Origin of the sequence: Streptomyces sp. NPDC051320 (genome assembly GCF_040682175.1) — a bacterium.
GTDB lineage: Bacteria > Actinomycetota > Actinomycetes > Streptomycetales > Streptomycetaceae > Streptomyces.
In genome coordinates, this window is the sequence record NZ_JBFBAL010000025.1 from 23,023 (window position 1) to 40,162 (window position 17,140).

The following is a 17,140-nucleotide window of genomic DNA, read 5'->3' on the forward strand; positions in this document are numbered from 1 at the left end:
TGGGTCAGCGCCGAGCGGGCGACGGTGCGGGGAACCCCACCGGCCAGGAGTGCACAGGTTCGCCCTCCCGCATCAGTTCGATGTAGCGCCGGGTGGTGGCAGCCAGCGCGGCCTCGCGTTCCAGCCCGGCATCCCGCGCCCGGTGATAGGTGCTCACCTGCCAGGAAGCGCCGTTCGTGCGCCGTCTGCACCGTTCCTCGATGACCCCGAGACAGCGGTCGCGGTCCGCCGGCTCGACGCCCCAGGCGTCCAGCCCGGACGCGGCCAGGGGAAGCAGCTCGTCCCGGACGAGCTGTACGGCAGGCACCCGCGCCACACCTGCGGCACGGCCCTGCCGGGGCCACGCGAGCTCGGCTTCGATGCCGTACCTGCAGGCGGTGTCGAAGTTCTCCGCCGCGGCCGCGAAGGGCAGCCGCTTCCACACCGGGCGGGGCTCGTCGGCGAGCGCTCGGACCAGGCCGTAGTAGAAAGCGGCGTTGGCGATCACATCGGTCACCGTGGGCCCGGCGGGCAGGACCCGGTTCTCCACTCGCAGATGTGGCACACCGTCGGTGACGTCGTAGACCGGGCGGTTCCAGCGGTAGACGGTGCCGTTGTGCAGGACGAGCTCCGGCAGCCGCGGCACTCCCCCGTCGTCCAGCAACCGCAGCGGCTCCTCGTCGTCGCACATCGGCAGCAGCGGCGGAAAGTAGCGGAGGTTCTCCTCGAAGAGGTCGTGGACCGAGTCGATCCACCGCTCCCCGAACCAGGTGCGCGGGCGCACCCCCTGGGCCTGGAACTCGGGCGGGCGCACATCTGTGGCCTGCAGGAAGAGCGGCGGCCTGGACTCCCGCCACAGCTCCTTGCCGAAGAGAAAGGGCGAGTTGGCCCCTACCGCCACCTGCACCGCGGCAATGGCCTGAGCCGCGTTCCACACATCGGCGAACCGCGCCGGGGTGACCTGGAGGTGCAACTGAACGGAGGTGCAAGCGGCCTCGGGCGCGATGGAGGCCGAGGTGCACCTGAGCCGCTCGACCCCCTGGATATCGAGGAGGAAATCCTCGCCGCGGGCGGCACGCATCTGATCGTTGAGCAGCATGTAGCGGTCGACATCGGAAAGATTGGCGGAGACCAGATCCTGCTGGGCGAGCGTCGGCAGAATTCCGATCATCACGATCCCCGCATCGACCTCGTTCGCCTTTCGGTGGGCGTACTCGAGACCGGTCCGGAGCTCCTCGGCCAGCTGATCGAAGACCCGGCCTCCCAGCCGGTGCGGAAGGATATTTACTTCCAGATTGAACATCCCGAGTTCCGTCTGGAAATCACGGCTGGCGATCCGGTCCAGCACCTCCGCGTTCATCATGCGCGGCGCACCGTCGGAGCCCGCCAGATTCAGTTCGATCTCCAGGCCCATCAGATTCTTCGGACGATCGAACCTCTCCTCGTCCAGCAGTCGCCGGAGACCCGCAAGGCACTCCTGGAGCTTTCTCCGGTACCGCTGCCGATCGGACGGATCCACTCCGCCTGCCTCGACCTTCTCCCCCATCGAAGGGTCCCTCCTCAAGTGGGCGGCCAGGGCAACCGCCGGTCATGTCACCGTCGATAATGCCCCGACTCGTTGATCCGTAACTCCCCGCGCGGAGGTCGGGACGAGTAGAGTAGTCACCAGGTGTCGTGTGGCACATTCAATCGGCATGAAGCATCGAGAGTTACCGACTCGGAGAAGCCGGTGAAAGCGCCGACCAGTTTCGGCCGACCGCTCGGACCGGCGTTGTCGAGGTCACTGGCCTCCACACGAGCTGAACCGGGAGATTCCCGCACAAAAGAAAGTCCGAATACACACTTGCCTGCAACATCCGTGTCGTCCAGGCGAAACACGGTGTGAACGCGCGTCGTATAAACTCCGCGAACAAGGCAGCGAGTTGACGCCCCGGCCTCCCGAGAACACCACGGTTTCCTGGCCGCCCGGCCCCCGCCGACCCTGCAAGCTGACAGTGCCGTCCGCACCGCCCAAGCACCACCGTGTCTCCGAAGCGAGAGGCGACCCACGATTATGCCGCTTTACATCCCTCCGGCTCCCGCGCCGGCCCTGCGCAGTGTCCTCGCGGCCCTTGACTCACCTACCGCCGTGCGTGAGGCACGTACCCCTGCTCTGCGCGCCGCCCAGGGGCCGCTGACCCCTGAACCGGCCCTTCCGGTTCATGTACTGGACCGGATCATCGCGAGCGGCGAGCCGCCACGTATCCGGCTCAACGGGTGGCGTTTCCTGATCCGCAGCGGCGACGACCGTGCCGTGGCCGCCGCGGACGCCAAACTCACCGCGGACGGCTGGACCTTTTCGCACTTCTTCGAGGGCCCGTACATCGCGGCCACCGAGAACGCCCTGCGGCAGGCCGATGCCATGACCGCGCATTACCAGCCGAGACTGCTCTCCGTGCCCCAGCTCTACATGCTGACGTTGTGGCTGCACGTCGACACGGGGCCGGAGGCCTCCGACGCCGGATCCGCTCCGGCCCCGTCCGATCTGCTGGTGCCGCTGGCCCCCGCGCCACCCGGCATCGCCGCTCACCGCCCGCACCGGGTTTCCGAGCTGCTGCCCATGATGACCCTGCGGCTGGAGCCACCGCTGCTCGGCTCAGCTGCCTGAGCTCCGGGTTACCGGCCGCCTTCGCACGCCCCGTGACCTCTCACCGGGTCACGGGGCTTTTCCTGCCCGTACGGACTAGTCCGTACGGGCCACCCCGAACCACCCGAAGTGCGGGACCAGTTGAGCTGAACCGTCCGCACGGGTGATGCGTCCTTATGATGAAGCACCTGCTGCCGCGAAATCCCTGCGGATCGACGCCCGTGGGGCAACACTGGGACCGACTGATACGGGGGGCAGCCATGACATCCACACCGAGCCGCAGGACACTCACCACAACGCAGCGAAAGAACACATCCATGTGCCAGCACCAGCCATCCTGCCCGTCAGCCGATTCCGCCGACCGGGAAGCCGCGATCCTCGTGGCACACCACCCGGAGCAGGGCTGGAGCCTGCTGTGCAACGGCGTCCTGATCTTCGAGGACACCGGTGAACTGCTGCCGGACGGGCAGATCATCGCCCCGCACCGCCCGCTGAGCGCGGGGCTCGCGACCGCCGCGTAGCGGTGCTCCCACCGCGCCCGACGCGGCACTGTGCGCGAGTCGGGCGCGACGACGAAGGGCCGGCCCGGGAGACATCCCCGAACCGGCCCTCCTGCATGTGCGCCTTCTGCGGGCGCGTCAGTTGTCGTAGGCGTCCAGCGGCGGGCAGGAGCAGACCAGGTTGCGGTCACCGAAGGCGCCGTCGATCCGGCGCACCGGCGGCCAGTACTTGTCGGCGGGTGACACGCCGGCCGGGAACACCGCCTCCTCGCGGGTGTACGGGTGCGTCCAGTCACCGCCCAGTACGGCGGCTGTGTGCGGGGCATTGGCCAGCGGGTTGTCGTCCGCCGGCCACTCCCCCGAAGCCACCTTCTCGATCTCACCGCGAATGGCGATCATCGTGTCGCAGAACCGGTCGAGTTCCGTGAGGTCCTCGCTCTCGGTCGGCTCGATCATCAGCGTGCCGGCCACCGGGAAAGACATCGTCGGGGCGTGGAAGCCGTAATCGATGAGCCGCTTGGCGATGTCGTCCACGCTCACCCCTGTCGCCTTGGAGAGGGGGCGCAGGTCCACGATGCACTCGTGGGCGACCAGGCCGTTCGGTCCGGTGTAGAGCACCGGGTAGTGCGGCTCCAGTCGCTTGGCGATGTAGTTGGCCGCGAGCACGGCCACCTGCGTCGCCCGCTTGAGTCCCTCGCCACCCATGAGACGCACGTACGCCCAGGAGATCGGCAGGATGCCCGCAGAACCCCAGGGCGCGGCCGAGATCGGCCCGATACCGGTCTGCGGACCCGCGGCCGGCTGCAGCGGGTGGTTCGGCAGGTACGGAGCCAGGTGAGCCCGGACACCGACCGGGCCGACGCCCGGGCCGCCGCCGCCGTGCGGAATGCAGAAGGTCTTGTGCAGATTGAGGTGCGAGACGTCCGAGCCGAACCTGCCGGGCTTGGCGAGTCCAACCAGCGCGTTGAGGTTGGCCCCGTCCACATAGACCTGACCGCCCGCGTCGTGCACCGCCGCGCAGATATCGCTGATGTGCTCCTCGAAGACGCCGTGCGTCGAGGGATAGGTGACCATCAGGACAGCCAGTTCGTCGGCGTGCTGCTCGATCTTGGCGTGCAGGTCCGCCACGTCCACGTCGCCGTCCTCGCGGGTCTTGACCACGACGACCTTCATTCCGGCCATCACGGCACTGGCGGCGTTGGTGCCGTGCGCCGACGACGGGATGAGACAGACGGTGCGCCCGGTGTCACCGTTCGCCCGGTGGTACGCGCGTACGGCCAGCAGGCCCGCGAGTTCCCCCTGCGAGCCGGCATTGGGCTGCAGCGAGACCTTGTCGTACCCGGTGACCTCGGCGAGACGCTCCTCCAGCTCATGGATGAGCGTCAGGTAGCCCTGCGCCTGGTCGACCGGCGCGAACGGGTGGATCGCGCCGAATTCGGGCCAGGTGACCGGCTCCATCTCGGTGGTGGCGTTGAGCTTCATCGTGCACGAGCCGAGCGGGATCATGCCGCGGTCCAGCGCGTAGTCCCGGTCGGCGAGTTTGCGCAGGTAGCGCAGCATCGCTGTCTCGGAGCGATGCTGGTGGAAGACGGGGTGGGTGAGCACCGTGTCCTGGCGCAGCAACCCCTGCGGCAGCGCGTCGGGCGTGGCCCCGTCGAGTGCCTCGATGTCGCAGTCGGCACCGAAGGCCGCCCAGACGGCGGCCAGCTGGGCCCGGGTGGTGGTCTCGTCGCAGGAGATGGACACCCGGTCGGCGTCGACCCGGCGCAGATTGACCCCACCCTCACGGGCAGCGGCGACCACCTCGTCGGCCTTTCCGCCGGTCCGCACGCTCAGCGTGTCGAAGTACTCCGCATGCACCACATCGACGCCTGCCTCGCGCAGGCCGGCGGCCAGGATCGCCGCGTAGCGATGGGTGCGGCGGGCGATGTCCCGCAGGCCGTCCGGACCGTGATACACCGCGTACATCCCCGCCATCACCGCGAGCAGCACCTGCGCGGTGCAGATGTTGCTGGTGGCCTTCTCCCGGCGGATGTGCTGCTCACGCGTCTGAAGGGCCAGCCGGTACGCCTTGTTGCCGTCGGCGTCCACCGAAACCCCCACGAGCCGACCGGGCAGGCTGCGCGCGAACTTCTCGCGCACGGCCATGAACCCGGCGTGCGGGCCGCCGAAGCCCATCGGCACGCCGAAGCGCTGGGTGGTGCCCACCGCAATGTCGGCGCCGAGTTCACCCGGCGAGGTGAGCAGGGTCAGCGCGAGCAGATCGGCGGCAACGGTGACGATCGCCCCGAGCTCGTGCGCCTGCTCCACGACCGGCCGGATGTCGTGTACGCCGCCTGAGGCGCCCGGGTACTGCAGCAGCACGCCGAACACCCCGCGCTCGGCGACCTCAGCCGGAATACCGTCGCTCAGGTCGGCGACCACGACCTCCACGCCGGCCGGCTCGGCTCGGGTCTCGATCACCGCCACCGTCTGCGGCAGCGCGTCGGCGTCGACCAGGAAGACACCGTTCTTCACCTTGCCGACCCGGCGGGCGAGTGACATCGCCTCGGCCGCCGCGGTGCCCTCGTCGAGCAGCGAGGCGCCCGATGTGGGCAGCCCGGTGAGATCGGCGACCACGGTCTGGAAGTTGAGCAGCGCCTCGAGGCGGCCCTGCGAGATCTCCGGCTGGTAGGGCGTGTACGCGGTGTACCAGGCGGGGTTCTCCATGACGTTGCGGAGGATCACCGGCGGCGTGAAGGTGCCGTAGTAGCCGAGCCCGATCATGGGGGCCATCACCCGGTTGCGATCGGCAAGGGAGCGAAGCTCCGCGAGTACCTCGGCCTCGGTCCGGGCCTCGGGGAGCCGCAGCTCGTCGGCGCTCCTGATGACTTCGGGCACCGCGGCGGAGGTGAGCTCGTCCAGCGAGCCGTAACCGACATGGGCGAGCATCTTGGCCTGGGCGCCGGCGTCGGGCCCGATGTGGCGCTGCTCGAAGGGGATGCCACGCTCCAGCCGGGAGAGCGGAATGCGGTCGGCGGTCATATGGGAGGCCTCCTGGTCGATACGACCTGCGAGAGGTACCGCTGCACGGGTACCCGGACGGCCTCCCCCTCTGTCATCTCAACCTGAGAGTTTCACCGGCCGTCCGGGGACATGCCGGCTTTCACCGTCGGTGAGGAGGGGTTCCGGACGTGCCCGTCCGATGCCCGCCCCTGCTTTCCAGAGTGACCTCGTCCGTGCGGTACGTGTGCCTGAGAGATTCCGGGGAGGATTTGCTCCTTCGGCGCCTCCGGACACTTCGTCCGGAGGACTCTCCCGCGCGGGGTCAGTAGCCACTGGCCAGCCTACCAGCGCGGCACATCCACCGTATTCGAGTGGCCGATGCCCGGCATCTGCCCTTCTGTAGGGAATACGGATATGTGGGGGGCGTAGATCCGTGGGGATGTTCCGACCAGTTGCGACCAGTTGGAGGGACCGTGCAGACCGACATCGATCCGCGCAACCTGATCGGCCGCAAGGCATTCGACCGCAATGGTCTCAAGATAGGCACGGTGGACGAGGTCTATCTCGACGACGCCACGGGGTCACCCGAATGGGCGGCCGTCCGCACCGGCCTGTTCAGCAGGGACGCCTTCGTGCCGCTGGCACCCAGCGAGGTGGTCCAGGAGGCGCTGCGGGTGCCCTTCGACCGGACCCTGATCAAGGACGCGCCGGATTTCGGTGTCGGCCGGCATCTCTCCCCGGAACAGGAGCTCCAGCTCTACCACCACTATGGTCTCGACGTCTCGGCGCCGGCTCCCGCGCCGTCCCCGGACCGTGACTTCGGCCGGCTCGCGGGCGGCGAAGGCTGATCGTCCGGGTCGGCCTCGACCGCCCGCACCAGCGGCAACGGCTCCGCCGGTGCCAGATGGGGATCGTCGACGCCGAACGTCCGCACCCGCCCCGGTCCCGTCGACCACGGCTCCTCGAACCGCACCGTCACCCGCCCCACCCCGCTGCCCTGCACCCATCCCGCCCCGTACTCGCTGTGCCGCACATCCTGCCCGGCGGGCCAACGGCGGGGGGCGGGTGGCCGCGGCTCCTCGGCCGGTGTCCCGTCGGTGCTCGGGAGGGCCGCTCGGTCTTCCGGCTCCGGTTCTGCGGCGCGTTCGGCGGCGGCCTGGGCGAACAGATCCTCCTGGGTGAAGTCGGCGAGCCCGGTGACACCCACACCCAGCAGCCTGACCCCTCCCGTGGTGTCCACCGCCTCGAGCAACCGGCCTGCGGCCTCACGCACCACGGAGGGGTCGTCGGTGGGCCCGCGGAGGGTCTCGGAACGCGTCAGCGTGGAGAAGTCGTATCTGCGCACCTTGAGGACCACTGTCCGGCCCGAGCGCTCTGCAGCGCGCAACCGCTGCACACACCGGTCCGCCAGCCGGCCGACCTCCGACTTCACCCGCTGCCTGTCGTGCAGATCCACGTCGAAGGTGTCCTCGACGGAGACCGACTTGGTGTCCCGCTCGGCGATCACCGGGCGGTCGTCGTATCCGACCGCCATCCGGTACAGGGATCCGCCGTGCGCCTTGCCCAGCAGCCGCACCAGTTCGCCCTCACCGGCCTCCGCGAGGTGCGAGACCGTCGTCATCCCGGCCCGCCTCAGGTGTTCGCCGGTGGCGGGGCCCACGCCCGGCAGCGTGCGCACGCTCAGCGGGGCCAGCAGTTCCCGCTCGGTGCCCGGTTCGATCAGCACCAGTCCGTCCGGCTTGGCCTGCTCGGAGCCGATCTTCGCCAGCATCTTGGAACCGGCCAGGCCGACCGATCCGCTGAGCCCGGTCACCACCAGGATGTCCCTGCGCAACTGCTCGCCGACGCGCCGCGCGGACGCCGTGTCGTCGGCCACCCCGCCGGCTTCCAGATCGACGAAGGCCTCGTCCAGGCTCAGCGGTTCGACGAGCGGGGAGAGCCGCCCGAGCAGCTCCATCACCTGGTTGCTCACCTCGCGGTACAGGGTGAACCGTGGCACCAGGTAGGCCGCGTTCGGACACAGCCGACGGGCCTGCGCCATCGGCATCGCCGAGTGGACCCCGAAACGCCGGGCCTCGTACGAAGCAGTGGAGACGACGCCGCGTGGGCCGAGTCCGCCGACGACCACCGGCTTTCCGCGCAGGCTCGGCTTCGCCGCCTGTTCCGCGGCGGCGAAGAAGGCATCCATGTCCAGATGCAGAATGGTGGGCGCGGCTCTCACACCACCGATGCTGCCCTATGACACTGACAATGGGGCCCGCGCGCAGCCGTGGACCTCTCATTCGGCTCGGTTGCGCCGTCTGGCCAGTAGTTCGTCCGCTCAGACGGCTCGGTTGCGCCGTCTGGCCAGTTCGTCCGCGGGGTTGGGGCCGATCAGTGTCTCGCCGGTGTCGACCCGCTCACCGTGCAGCTCGGAGAGCGCCCTCCGCACGTCGCGCAGCACCACCCCGACGGCGATACCGAAGATGCCCTGGCCGCCCTGGAGCAGGCCGACCACTTCGTCGGAGGACGTGCACTCGTACACCGTCGCGCCGTCGCTCATCAGCGTCATCAGGTCGAGATCCGCAGTATCGCGGTCCCGGAGGTGCCGGACCGCGGTACGGATGTTCTGGAGAGCCACACCCGTGTCCAGGAACCGCTTCACGATCTTGAGGAGGACCACGTCACGGAAGCTGTAGAGACGCTGGCTTCCCGAGCCGTGAGCCGACCGCACGCTCGGCTCCACGAGCCCGGTACGCGCCCAGTAGTCGAGCTGCCGGTAGGTGATCCCGGCGGCCGCACACGCGGTCGGTCCGCGGTACCCCACGGTGTCGGTCACGGGTTCGGCCGCGGAGCCCTGCAATGGATACGGTCCGCCCGCCCCCAGACTTCGTCCGGGGGCGCCCCCAGTCGTACTGTCCCCGGTGCTTCTCACGCCGACCTCCTCCTTGACCTGCCCTCTCGAAGGTAGGCAGTCACCCGGGGTGCGTCAACGATCGCCACACTCGGCACGCCGAGTGATAATCACCCTAAGAGTGGTTTCTCGTGCCGCTCTTCCGGGAAAGGCTTGCCGAATGCGCTGACCACGTCGGTCGGTGTGTCACTGGCTGTTGGTCCCGAAATCCTCCGGCGAGATCTGGTCGAGGAACTCGCGGAACTTCTCCACCTCGTCCTCCTGCTCGTCGGGGATGGCGATTCCGGCGTCGTCGAGCACGCCGTCACTTCCGTAGATCGGCGTTCCGGTCCGCAGGGCCAGCGCTATGGCGTCGGACGGCCTCGCACTCACCTCGACCCCGCTCGCGAAGACCAGCTCCGCGTAGAAGACCCCGTCACGCAGATCCGTGATGCGTACTTCGCTGAGCTCCTGGCCGAGCGCTTCCAGCACGTCCTTGAAAAGGTCGTGCGTCAGCGGCCTGGCGGGAGCCATGCCCTGCTGGGCGAAGGCGATGGCTGTCGCCTCACCCGGGCCGATCCAGATAGGGAGATACCGGTCGCCTCCCACTTCACGCAGGAGCACGATCGGCTGGTTGGAGGGCATTTCCACCCGGACACCCACAACGTCGAGCTCGTTCACACAGCAACCCTAGGACGTGCCCGGCAGGTTTGGGTAGTCGGGCACCCCCGTGATCAGTACAACCTGACCCGCAGCGAGGTCTGCACCAGCGCCGCGTGCAGCCGCACGGTGAGCTCCGCGAGCTCTTTCGTGGTCGTCTCCGCATGCGCTCTGGTCTGCGGATTACGGTTGAGCCGTAGCGGTGCGACCACCTGCTCGATCAGCCCGGACTCACGGTCCGCGGCGGCTTTCATGGCCCGCAGGTGTCGCGGTTCCAGACCGAACCGACCCAGTTCCGCCAGAAGCCTGGCGACATTCACCACCTCGGCGTCATAGCCGCCCTCCGGCACCCTGGAAATCAGCCCGTAGGACTCCCACTCCGCGAGGTCATTCGCACCTACTTCGGCGGCGGCCAGCAGCTCGTCCCTCCCCAGCCGGTCCGCGGTCGCAGTCCCCGTCCCGCCGTCGTCCCCTCCCGGGGAGACGTCACTGGGCGTGCCGGGGGCCGGAAGCCGCACCTGCTCGCCACGGCCCAGCGCGTCGAGGTGATCCCGGATCACCTTCAGCGGCAGGTAGTGGTCGCGCTGCATTCTCAGGACCTGGGCGAGTCGCTCGACGTCGTCGGCGCTGAACTTGCGATAGCCGGACGTCGTGCGCTGCGGCTCGACCAGCCCCTCGGCCTCCAGAAAGCGGATTTTGGAAATGGTGACTTCGGGAAACTCGTCCCGGAGCAGGGTGAGCACCGTGCCGATGCTCACCAGCCGGTCGTCGGCGGCGGTGCCTCGATCGGCACCGCCGTCTGTCGGTGATTGCAGCATGAACCTTCCCTGCGGGTCACAGGCTCCGCTGGCTCGCATAGAAGACCAGCCGGTACTTCCCGATCTGCACCTCGTCGCCGTTGGCGAGAGCGACCGCGTCAATGCGCTCGCGGTTGACGTACGTGCCGTTCAGGCTGCCGACGTCCGAGACGGTGAAACCGCCGTCCGTACCCCTGCGGAACTCCACGTGGCGCCGCGAGACGGTCACGTCGTCGAGGAAGATGTCGCTCTGCGGGTGACGGCCGGCTGTGGTCAGCTCACCGTCCAGCAGGAAGCGGCTGCCCGAATTGGGGCCCCGGCGCACGACGAGCAGCGCCGAGCCGAGCGGCAGAGCATCGACGGCCGCCTGGGCTTCGGGGGACAGCGAGGGCGAGGCGGTCTGTCCGGTCGCCTCCGCCTCGTACGCCTCGAGCCCGGAGATGGAGATCGTCGACGTCGTCTCCGAAGGACGCTCGGGCACTCCGCCGCGCAAGGGGGCTCCGCAGTTGGAGCAGAACCGGCTGGCCTCGGCATTGCGATGGCCGCACCTCGTACACACCGGCATGGACGCATCCTCCCGCCGTGTCTCCCCCGCATGGGGACTGGTTGCGTACGGGTCGGATGTGATTCCTCGACCCGTACGTGAGGTTGGCGCTTCTCCAAAACCTATGCGGCCGTCACCGGCAGGGTCAACAGACGACGCGCCGCGGTCACCCAGCTCATCGCGGAACAGCGGGCGCTCACCGCCCTGGTCGTCGCCCTCCGCGTTGCGCCGGGCGCGGTGCCGTGCCGTGCTGTTGGCACTGTCCTCGCGAGCACTCTTGCCGAACAACTTCCCAAACAACTTCACGGGCGATTCCCCTTGACCGAAACAGACCCGCCCGTGGGGCAGGACGAACTCTCAACGAACACACCTGCCGAACCGGACATCCCTACAACGTCCGTATCCACCAGACAGTTTCCACCACGTACCACGCTTACGCCGCGCCGACCCCCCGCAACCCGATGCTCGCGTCCAGTAGCCGTCACGTTCCCCTGCTTCACTGCGAGGACGACCGAGCGTAGTCAGGCCGCTTCGCGGGTCGCAAGGCGTCCACGACGATCTTCTCGGACCGGGTCACGGTGGCGGTGGCCTGCTCCTTCTCCAGAGTCTGCACCACTCCGCCCGGGATATTGAGCGCGGGCTCCAGATCCTGCGGCTTACCGATCACCTCGAACCTGTACGGCGGGCTGACCTTCTTCCCGTCCACGCTGATGCCGCCGCCCTTGTCGGAGAAATACGTGTCGGCCACGATCCGGACGTCGTTGATCTGGATGGCTTCCGCACCGGCGGCCCGCAGCTCCTGAATCGTGTCGAGCAGCATGTCCGCCTCCACCGTGCCGTGCGGGTCGTTGACGGAAAGGGTGATTCCCGGCCCCTGGGCGGCTTCCGTGCCGGCCAGGATGCCGAGCTGACGGGCCTTCTCGCGGGTCTGCTTCCGGGCTTCGTCGGCCTGGTTCGAACTGCTCTCCAGCTGAGCGCGCTGAGTCTGCAGACTCTGCTTCTCGTCCTCGAGGCGTTGGGTGCGATTGTCCAGCTCGTCAAGAATGCGTACCAGGTCCTCCTGGCGAGCACCGCGCAACGCGCTGTTGTCACTGGTGGACCGGACCTGGATCGCCAGGCCCAGCCCCAGCACGAACAGCAGCACCGCGACGATCAGCTGTGCCCGCGAGGCACGCGGCGGCCACAACCCGGCCAACAAGCGCTGCCGACCCGTTTGCCCGCCCAACGGCGCTGATTCCGGGTCGGTTCCGGAGCCCGGATCGGCCTGAGCCGTCTCCGGAGCCGCTGGGGTTTCCGCGCGCTCCTCCGGGGGCTGCGCGGATGACTCCGGGGGCTGCGCGGCTCCCTCCGGGGTCTGCGCGGGCCTTTCCTCAGGTGTGTCTTCGTTGTTCATCGGTTTCACGCCCGGAATACATGCCGGCGAATGGCCGCGGCATTCGAGAAGATGCGGATGCCGAACACCACCACCACACCGGTGGACAACTGCGCGCCGACGCCCAACTTGTCGCCCAGGAAGACGATCAGTGCGGCGACGACCACGTTCGACAGGAACGAGACCACGAAGACCTTGTCCACGAAGATCCCGTCGAGCATGGCCCGCAGGCCACCGAAGACCGCGTCGAGCGCCGCAACGACGGCAATCGGCAGATAGGGCTCGACCATCGCCGGTACTTCGGGCCGGACGAACAGTCCGACCACGACTCCCACGACGAGGCCCAATACGGCGATCACGATGTGCCCTTCCCTGTGTGTGCCGCGCCCTTGTCGGTGTCGGCGGCCTTCGGCTTTGCTGTGCGTACGATCAGGCTCGCGGCCGCGGGGAGGCGCACTTCGCCCTGCTCGGACATGGTGGCGCGAATGCCGTAGCTGTCCTTCAACACCTGTAGATACCGGCCACCTGCGCTGTCCTGGAACGCGGCGCTGAGGTGCTTCCCGTTCCCCAACGCGAGCACCGTGTACGGCGGGACCAACGGCCTGTTGTCGACCAGTATGGCGTCACCGGCCGCGCGAATCGCCGACAGGGCGGTCAGGCGCTGCCCGTTGATGGCGATCGCCTCGGCACCGGACTGCCACAGGCCGTTGACGAACTGCTGCATGTCGCGGTCCCGCACCCGGCCGGTGTCGGAGAAGTCACTGGTCTCCCGAGGTCCGCCGCCACCGCTCTGGTCGGTGTCCTTCGCGTCATTGATCACGAGCTTCACACCCGGCCCGTGGACGGCCGTCGCGCCGGCGAGCAGCGCCACCAACTCGCCCTGGTCGCCGCCGTGCTTCTCCAGTGCCTTGCGCTGCCGTGCGCTCACGTCGTCACGGAGGCTGTCGACCTTCTTCTGCTCCGTGTCCGCCGACGCGGTCTCCGATTCGACCCGATCGATGAGTTCCTGCCGCTCCTTGGCCACGACGGGGGCGGTCACCCGTGCCTGTGCGGCGCCGACCGTCACGACGACGGCAGCCAGGAGCAGCCCCCCGGCCAGACCGATCTTGGCTCGCAGCGAGCGCGACATCCCCGCTCGTCCCTCGGCCTTGCGTCGGGCCGTCGCCTCGGCGTAACCGTCGTCGAGGCTGTGGTCCATCACGTTGGTCAGCAGCGACATCGACGCATCGGGGCGCCGAGGCGGGGATGTGCTCCGAATGGGGGGCTGCTGCGACATGCCGCACATCGTCGCACGTCACGCCACCCGGTACCCAATGGCCCCACCGGTGTGCCGGAGGGCAGGTGAACACCCTGGCCGGCACACCGTGGCAGCCTCAGTGACCTGCGCTGTCCACCACTGCGGCCCACTCGTCGAGCAGTGCCTGCGCGGAGGCGTCGTCCGGGCCTTCCGCCCACAAATGAGTCACCGCTTCGGCCGGGGCCGGAAGCACCATCACCCAGCGGCCGTCCGGCTCCACCACCCGCACACCGTCCGTGGTGTCGACTGCACGGTCTCCTGCTGCCTCCACCACCGTGCGCATCACCAGACCCTTGACGGCCCAGGGGGTGGCCAGGTCGCGGCGCAGTACGTGAGCACGCGGAATGCGGGCGTCGATCTGGCTGACGGTCAACTGCGTTCGAGAGACCAGGCCGATCAGCCGGACGAAGGCCGCGGTGCCGTCGAAGACACTGCTGAACTCGGGAACGATGAAGCCGCCGCGGCCGTCGCCACCGAAAATCGTGCCGTCCTCCCGGCCCACCCGGGTCAGGTCGTCGGGCGACGTCGTCGTCCACTCCACCTGTGTCCCGTGATATGCGGCCACCTGCTCGGCGATTCGCGTGGTGGTGACCGGGAGAGCCACCCGTCCGCTGCGCCGCTCGGCCGCGATCAGATCGAGCATCACCAGCAGCGCCCGGTCGTCCTCGATGATCTTTCCGCGCTCGTCGACGAGGGAGAGCCGTTCGCCCACCGGGTCGAACCGCACGCCGAAGGCCGCCCGCGCGGATGCAACGATCTCGCCCAGGCGCACCAGACCGGACCTGCGGGAGTCGACGGTCTCCGTCGGCCGGGACTCGTCGAGGCCCGGATTGATGACCAGCGCGTCGACACCAATCCGTCCGAGCAGACTGGGCAGCACCAGGCCGGCGCTGCCGTTGGTCGCGTCGATGACGATCTTGAGGCCCGCTTCGGCGATACCTGTGGTGTCGACATTCCGGAGCAGCGATCCGGTGTACGAGTCAAAAACGCTCGCCGGGAAGTGCAGGTCTCCGATCTCACCCGGAAACGCGCGGCGGTATTCCTGTCGTGCGTATACCCGGTCGAGTTTGCGCTGGCCGCCCTGGGAGAGGTCGGCGCCGCGCTCGTCGAAGAACATGATGTCCACCGAGTCGGGCACGCCGGGCGACGTACGGATCATGATGCCGCCCGCGCTACCCCGCGCGGTTTGCTGTCTTGCTACGGGCAGCGGCACGTTCTCCAGATCCCGTACATCGATCGCGCTGGCCTGGAGGGCGGAGATCACCGCTCGCTTCAGAGCACGTGCGCCACGTGAGTGGTCGCGTGCTGTGGTGACCGTGGAGCCCTTCTTGAGCGTGGTGGCGTACGCCCCGGCCAGACGCACCGCGAGTTCCGGAGTGATTTCGACGTTGAGGACCCCGGAGACACCCCTGGCACCGAAAAGATGCGCCTGTCCGCGGGATTCCCAGATCACCGAGGTGTTGACAAAAGCACCGGCCTCGATGGTCTTGAAGGGATAAACCCGGACATTGCCCTGAATGATCGATTCCTCGCCGACCAGGCACTCGTCGCCGATCACGGCACCGTCCTCGATGCGGGCTGCCCGCATGATGTCGGTGTTCTTGCCGATCACACAGCCGCGGAGATTGCTGTGCTGCCCTATGTACACATTGTCGTGCACAACGGCTTTGTGCAGGAATGCACCGGTCTTCACGACCACGTTGGAGCCTACGACGGTGTGTTCGCGGATCTCCACGTCGGCTTCGATCTTGGCATAGTCACCCACGTAGAGGGGGCCTCGGAGAACGGCGTCCGGGTGCACGTCGGCACCCTCGGCGACCCAGACCCCGGGCGAGATCTCGAAACCGTCGATGTCCACGTCGACCTTGCCCTCGAGCACGTCGGCCTGGGCCTTGACGTAGCTCTCGTGAGTTCCGACGTCCTCCCAGTAGCCCTCGGCGATATATCCGTAGACCGGCTTACCTTCCTTCATCAACTGCGGGAACACATCACCCGACCAGTCGACGGAGACGTCGGCCTCGACATAATTGAAGACTTCGGGCTCCATCACGTAGATGCCCGTGTTCACCGTGTCCGAGAAAACCTGACCCCAGGTCGGCTTCTCCAGGAAGCGCTCGACCTTTCCCTCTTCATCGACGATGGTGATCCCGAATTCGAGCGGATTCGGCACTCGGGTCAGGCACACCGTGACGAGTGCGCCCTTCTCCTTGTGGAAATTGATGAGGTCAGTCAGGTCGAAATCTGTGAGCGCATCTCCCGAGATGACGAGAAAGGCGTCGTCCTTCAGTGCCTCTTCGGCGTTCTTGACGCTGCCTGCAGTTCCGAGAGGCTTCTCCTCGTTGGCGTACGTGAGCTCCATACCGAGCTCCTCGCCGTCACCGAAGTAGTTCTTGACCAGGGAGGCGAGAAACTGCACGGTGACGACGGTCTCATTGAGCCCATGCCGCTTGAGCAACCGCAGCACGTGTTCCATGATCGGCCGGTTGACCACCGGCAGGAGCGGCTTGGGCATGCTCGAAGTCATTGGGCGAAGACGCGTGCCTTCGCCGCCGGCCATCACGACAGCTTTCATGTCGGAAGCGTCCTCCTTGAAGAGACGACGGTCCAGCCGACTTCACTCGTCCGGTCAGGACATTCAGGCTTCTTACGCTATCCGCCCACACGGCGCGGCGCGCATCGACGAGTTCAATCGGCTGTTGCGTCCGCCTTGACCAGTCGGCGGACCTGTACCACGTACAGCACTCCTGCCCACCAATAGAGCGTTGTACCCCACCCTGCGAACGCCCATCCGAAGATCGCCGCAACAGTGTTGAGCCAACCGGTCCCGTCACTCAGCAGCAGCAAGGGAAACGCGTACATCAGGTTGAACGTAGCCGCCTTCCCCAGAAAGTTCACCTGGGGCGGCGGATAGCCGTGCCGGCGAAGGATTCCCACCATCACCAGAAGCATCAGCTCGCGGGCCAATAGTGCGGCAGTCAACCAAAGTGGAAGGATCTCACGCCAAGTGAGGCCGACCAGCGTGGAAAGGATGAAGAGTCGGTCTGCCGCGGGGTCGAGCAGCCGCCCGAGGCTGCTGATCTGGTTCCAGCGACGGGCGAGTTTGCCGTCGAGGTAGTCACTCACGCCGCTGAGCATCAGCACGAGCAGCGCCCAGCCATCACTCTTGGGGCCGCCGAACTCGGGGCGGAGAATCAGCCACAGGAAAACCGGCACGCCGACCAGACGCGCCATGCTGAGGATGTTGGGGATGGTGAGGACCCGGTCCGTCTGAACACGGGTCTCCTGGACCTCCACCCGGGGGCCTCCTGTGAGGAACGTACGAACGATGCCCCCTGACCCTACCCGCAGCGATTGCCGGTCGGGGCACAGGGGGGCGCAGAAGGCCTCCGCCGCCGTCCGAAATGCAGAGGGGCCCGGAACGCGGAAAAGCCCCGCACCATACGGTGCGGGGCTCCCCACAATAATTGTTCGGCGGCGTCCTACTCTCCCACAGGGTCCCCCCTGCAGT

At 67.8% G+C, this 17,140-nt stretch carries 15 protein-coding genes and 1 riboswitch; of the genes, 3 read left to right on the top strand and 12 right to left on the bottom strand.

Going from position 1 to position 17,140, the window contains the following annotated elements; genetic code table 11:
- Positions 1–4: 4 nt before the first annotated feature.
- Positions 5–1,525: a glutamate--cysteine ligase gene (locus tag AB0M87_RS31950; protein WP_365859215.1), complete on the bottom strand. Its 1,521-nt coding sequence runs from the start codon at positions 1,523–1,525 to the stop codon at positions 5–7.
- 507 nt (positions 1,526–2,032) lie between these two features.
- Here AB0M87_RS31950 and AB0M87_RS31955 point away from each other — a divergent pair.
- The gene (locus AB0M87_RS31955) at positions 2,033–2,626 is read left to right on the top strand and encodes a hypothetical protein (RefSeq protein ID WP_365859217.1); all 594 of its coding nucleotides are present in this window, start codon (positions 2,033–2,035) and stop codon (positions 2,624–2,626) included.
- Between the two features lie 296 nt (positions 2,627–2,922).
- Positions 2,923–3,126, top strand: a complete 204-nt coding sequence (locus AB0M87_RS31960) for a DUF5999 family protein (RefSeq protein WP_365859219.1) — start codon at positions 2,923–2,925, stop codon at positions 3,124–3,126.
- A gap of 117 nt (positions 3,127–3,243) precedes the next feature.
- Here AB0M87_RS31960 and gcvP read toward each other — a convergent pair whose 3' ends face one another.
- Positions 3,244–6,129 carry an aminomethyl-transferring glycine dehydrogenase gene (gene gcvP / locus AB0M87_RS31965; protein WP_365859221.1) on the bottom strand — a complete coding sequence of 962 codons (2,886 nt, stop codon included), beginning with the start codon at positions 6,127–6,129 and terminating at the stop codon, positions 3,244–3,246.
- A gap of 187 nt (positions 6,130–6,316) precedes the next feature.
- Positions 6,317–6,415, bottom strand: a riboswitch (glycine riboswitch).
- 148 nt (positions 6,416–6,563) lie between these two features.
- Between gcvP and AB0M87_RS31970 the strand changes: the two genes are divergently transcribed.
- Positions 6,564–6,938 carry a PRC-barrel domain-containing protein gene (locus tag AB0M87_RS31970; RefSeq protein ID WP_365859223.1) on the top strand — a complete coding sequence of 125 codons (375 nt, stop codon included), beginning with the start codon at positions 6,564–6,566 and terminating at the stop codon, positions 6,936–6,938.
- Here AB0M87_RS31970 and AB0M87_RS31975 read toward each other — a convergent pair.
- The 10 genes from AB0M87_RS31975 to AB0M87_RS32020 form a co-directional block, all read right to left on the bottom strand.
- Positions 6,857–8,311: a DNA polymerase IV gene (locus tag AB0M87_RS31975; RefSeq protein ID WP_365859225.1), complete on the bottom strand. Its 1,455-nt coding sequence runs from the start codon at positions 8,309–8,311 to the stop codon at positions 6,857–6,859. The genes AB0M87_RS31970 and AB0M87_RS31975 overlap by 82 nt on opposite strands.
- 99 nt (positions 8,312–8,410) lie before the next feature.
- Positions 8,411–9,004 (bottom strand): MerR family transcriptional regulator, encoded by a 594-nt coding sequence (locus AB0M87_RS31980; RefSeq protein ID WP_365859227.1) that lies wholly within the window; start codon positions 9,002–9,004, stop codon positions 8,411–8,413.
- A gap of 165 nt (positions 9,005–9,169) precedes the next feature.
- The gene (locus AB0M87_RS31985) at positions 9,170–9,643 is read right to left on the bottom strand and encodes a bifunctional nuclease family protein (protein ID WP_365859229.1); all 474 of its coding nucleotides are present in this window, start codon (positions 9,641–9,643) and stop codon (positions 9,170–9,172) included.
- A 53-nt stretch (positions 9,644–9,696) separates the two neighbouring features.
- Positions 9,697–10,440 (bottom strand): MerR family transcriptional regulator, encoded by a 744-nt coding sequence (locus AB0M87_RS31990; protein WP_365859231.1) that lies wholly within the window; start codon positions 10,438–10,440, stop codon positions 9,697–9,699.
- Between the two features lie 16 nt (positions 10,441–10,456).
- A complete protein-coding gene (locus AB0M87_RS31995) occupies positions 10,457–11,311 on the bottom strand; it encodes an FHA domain-containing protein (protein WP_365859247.1) in 855 nt (284 codons plus the stop codon).
- Between the two features lie 148 nt (positions 11,312–11,459).
- Positions 11,460–12,356, bottom strand: coding sequence for a DUF881 domain-containing protein (locus AB0M87_RS32000; protein ID WP_365859233.1), 897 nt, complete (start codon positions 12,354–12,356; stop codon positions 11,460–11,462).
- 5 nt (positions 12,357–12,361) lie between these two features.
- Positions 12,362–12,694, bottom strand: a complete 333-nt coding sequence (locus AB0M87_RS32005) for a small basic family protein (RefSeq protein WP_365859235.1) — start codon at positions 12,692–12,694, stop codon at positions 12,362–12,364.
- Complete coding sequence (locus AB0M87_RS32010; RefSeq protein WP_365859237.1) at positions 12,691–13,611, bottom strand: DUF881 domain-containing protein; 921 nt, start codon at positions 13,609–13,611, stop codon at positions 12,691–12,693. Before AB0M87_RS32010 ends, AB0M87_RS32005 begins: the two co-directional genes overlap by 4 nt.
- A 97-nt stretch (positions 13,612–13,708) precedes the next feature.
- Entirely contained in the window at positions 13,709–16,204 is a 2,496-nt protein-coding gene (locus AB0M87_RS32015; RefSeq protein ID WP_365859239.1) for a mannose-1-phosphate guanyltransferase, read from the bottom strand.
- A 113-nt stretch (positions 16,205–16,317) separates the two neighbouring features.
- Positions 16,318–16,926 (bottom strand): CDP-alcohol phosphatidyltransferase family protein, encoded by a 609-nt coding sequence (locus AB0M87_RS32020; RefSeq protein ID WP_365859241.1) that lies wholly within the window; start codon positions 16,924–16,926, stop codon positions 16,318–16,320.
- Positions 16,927–17,140 lie beyond the last annotated feature (214 nt).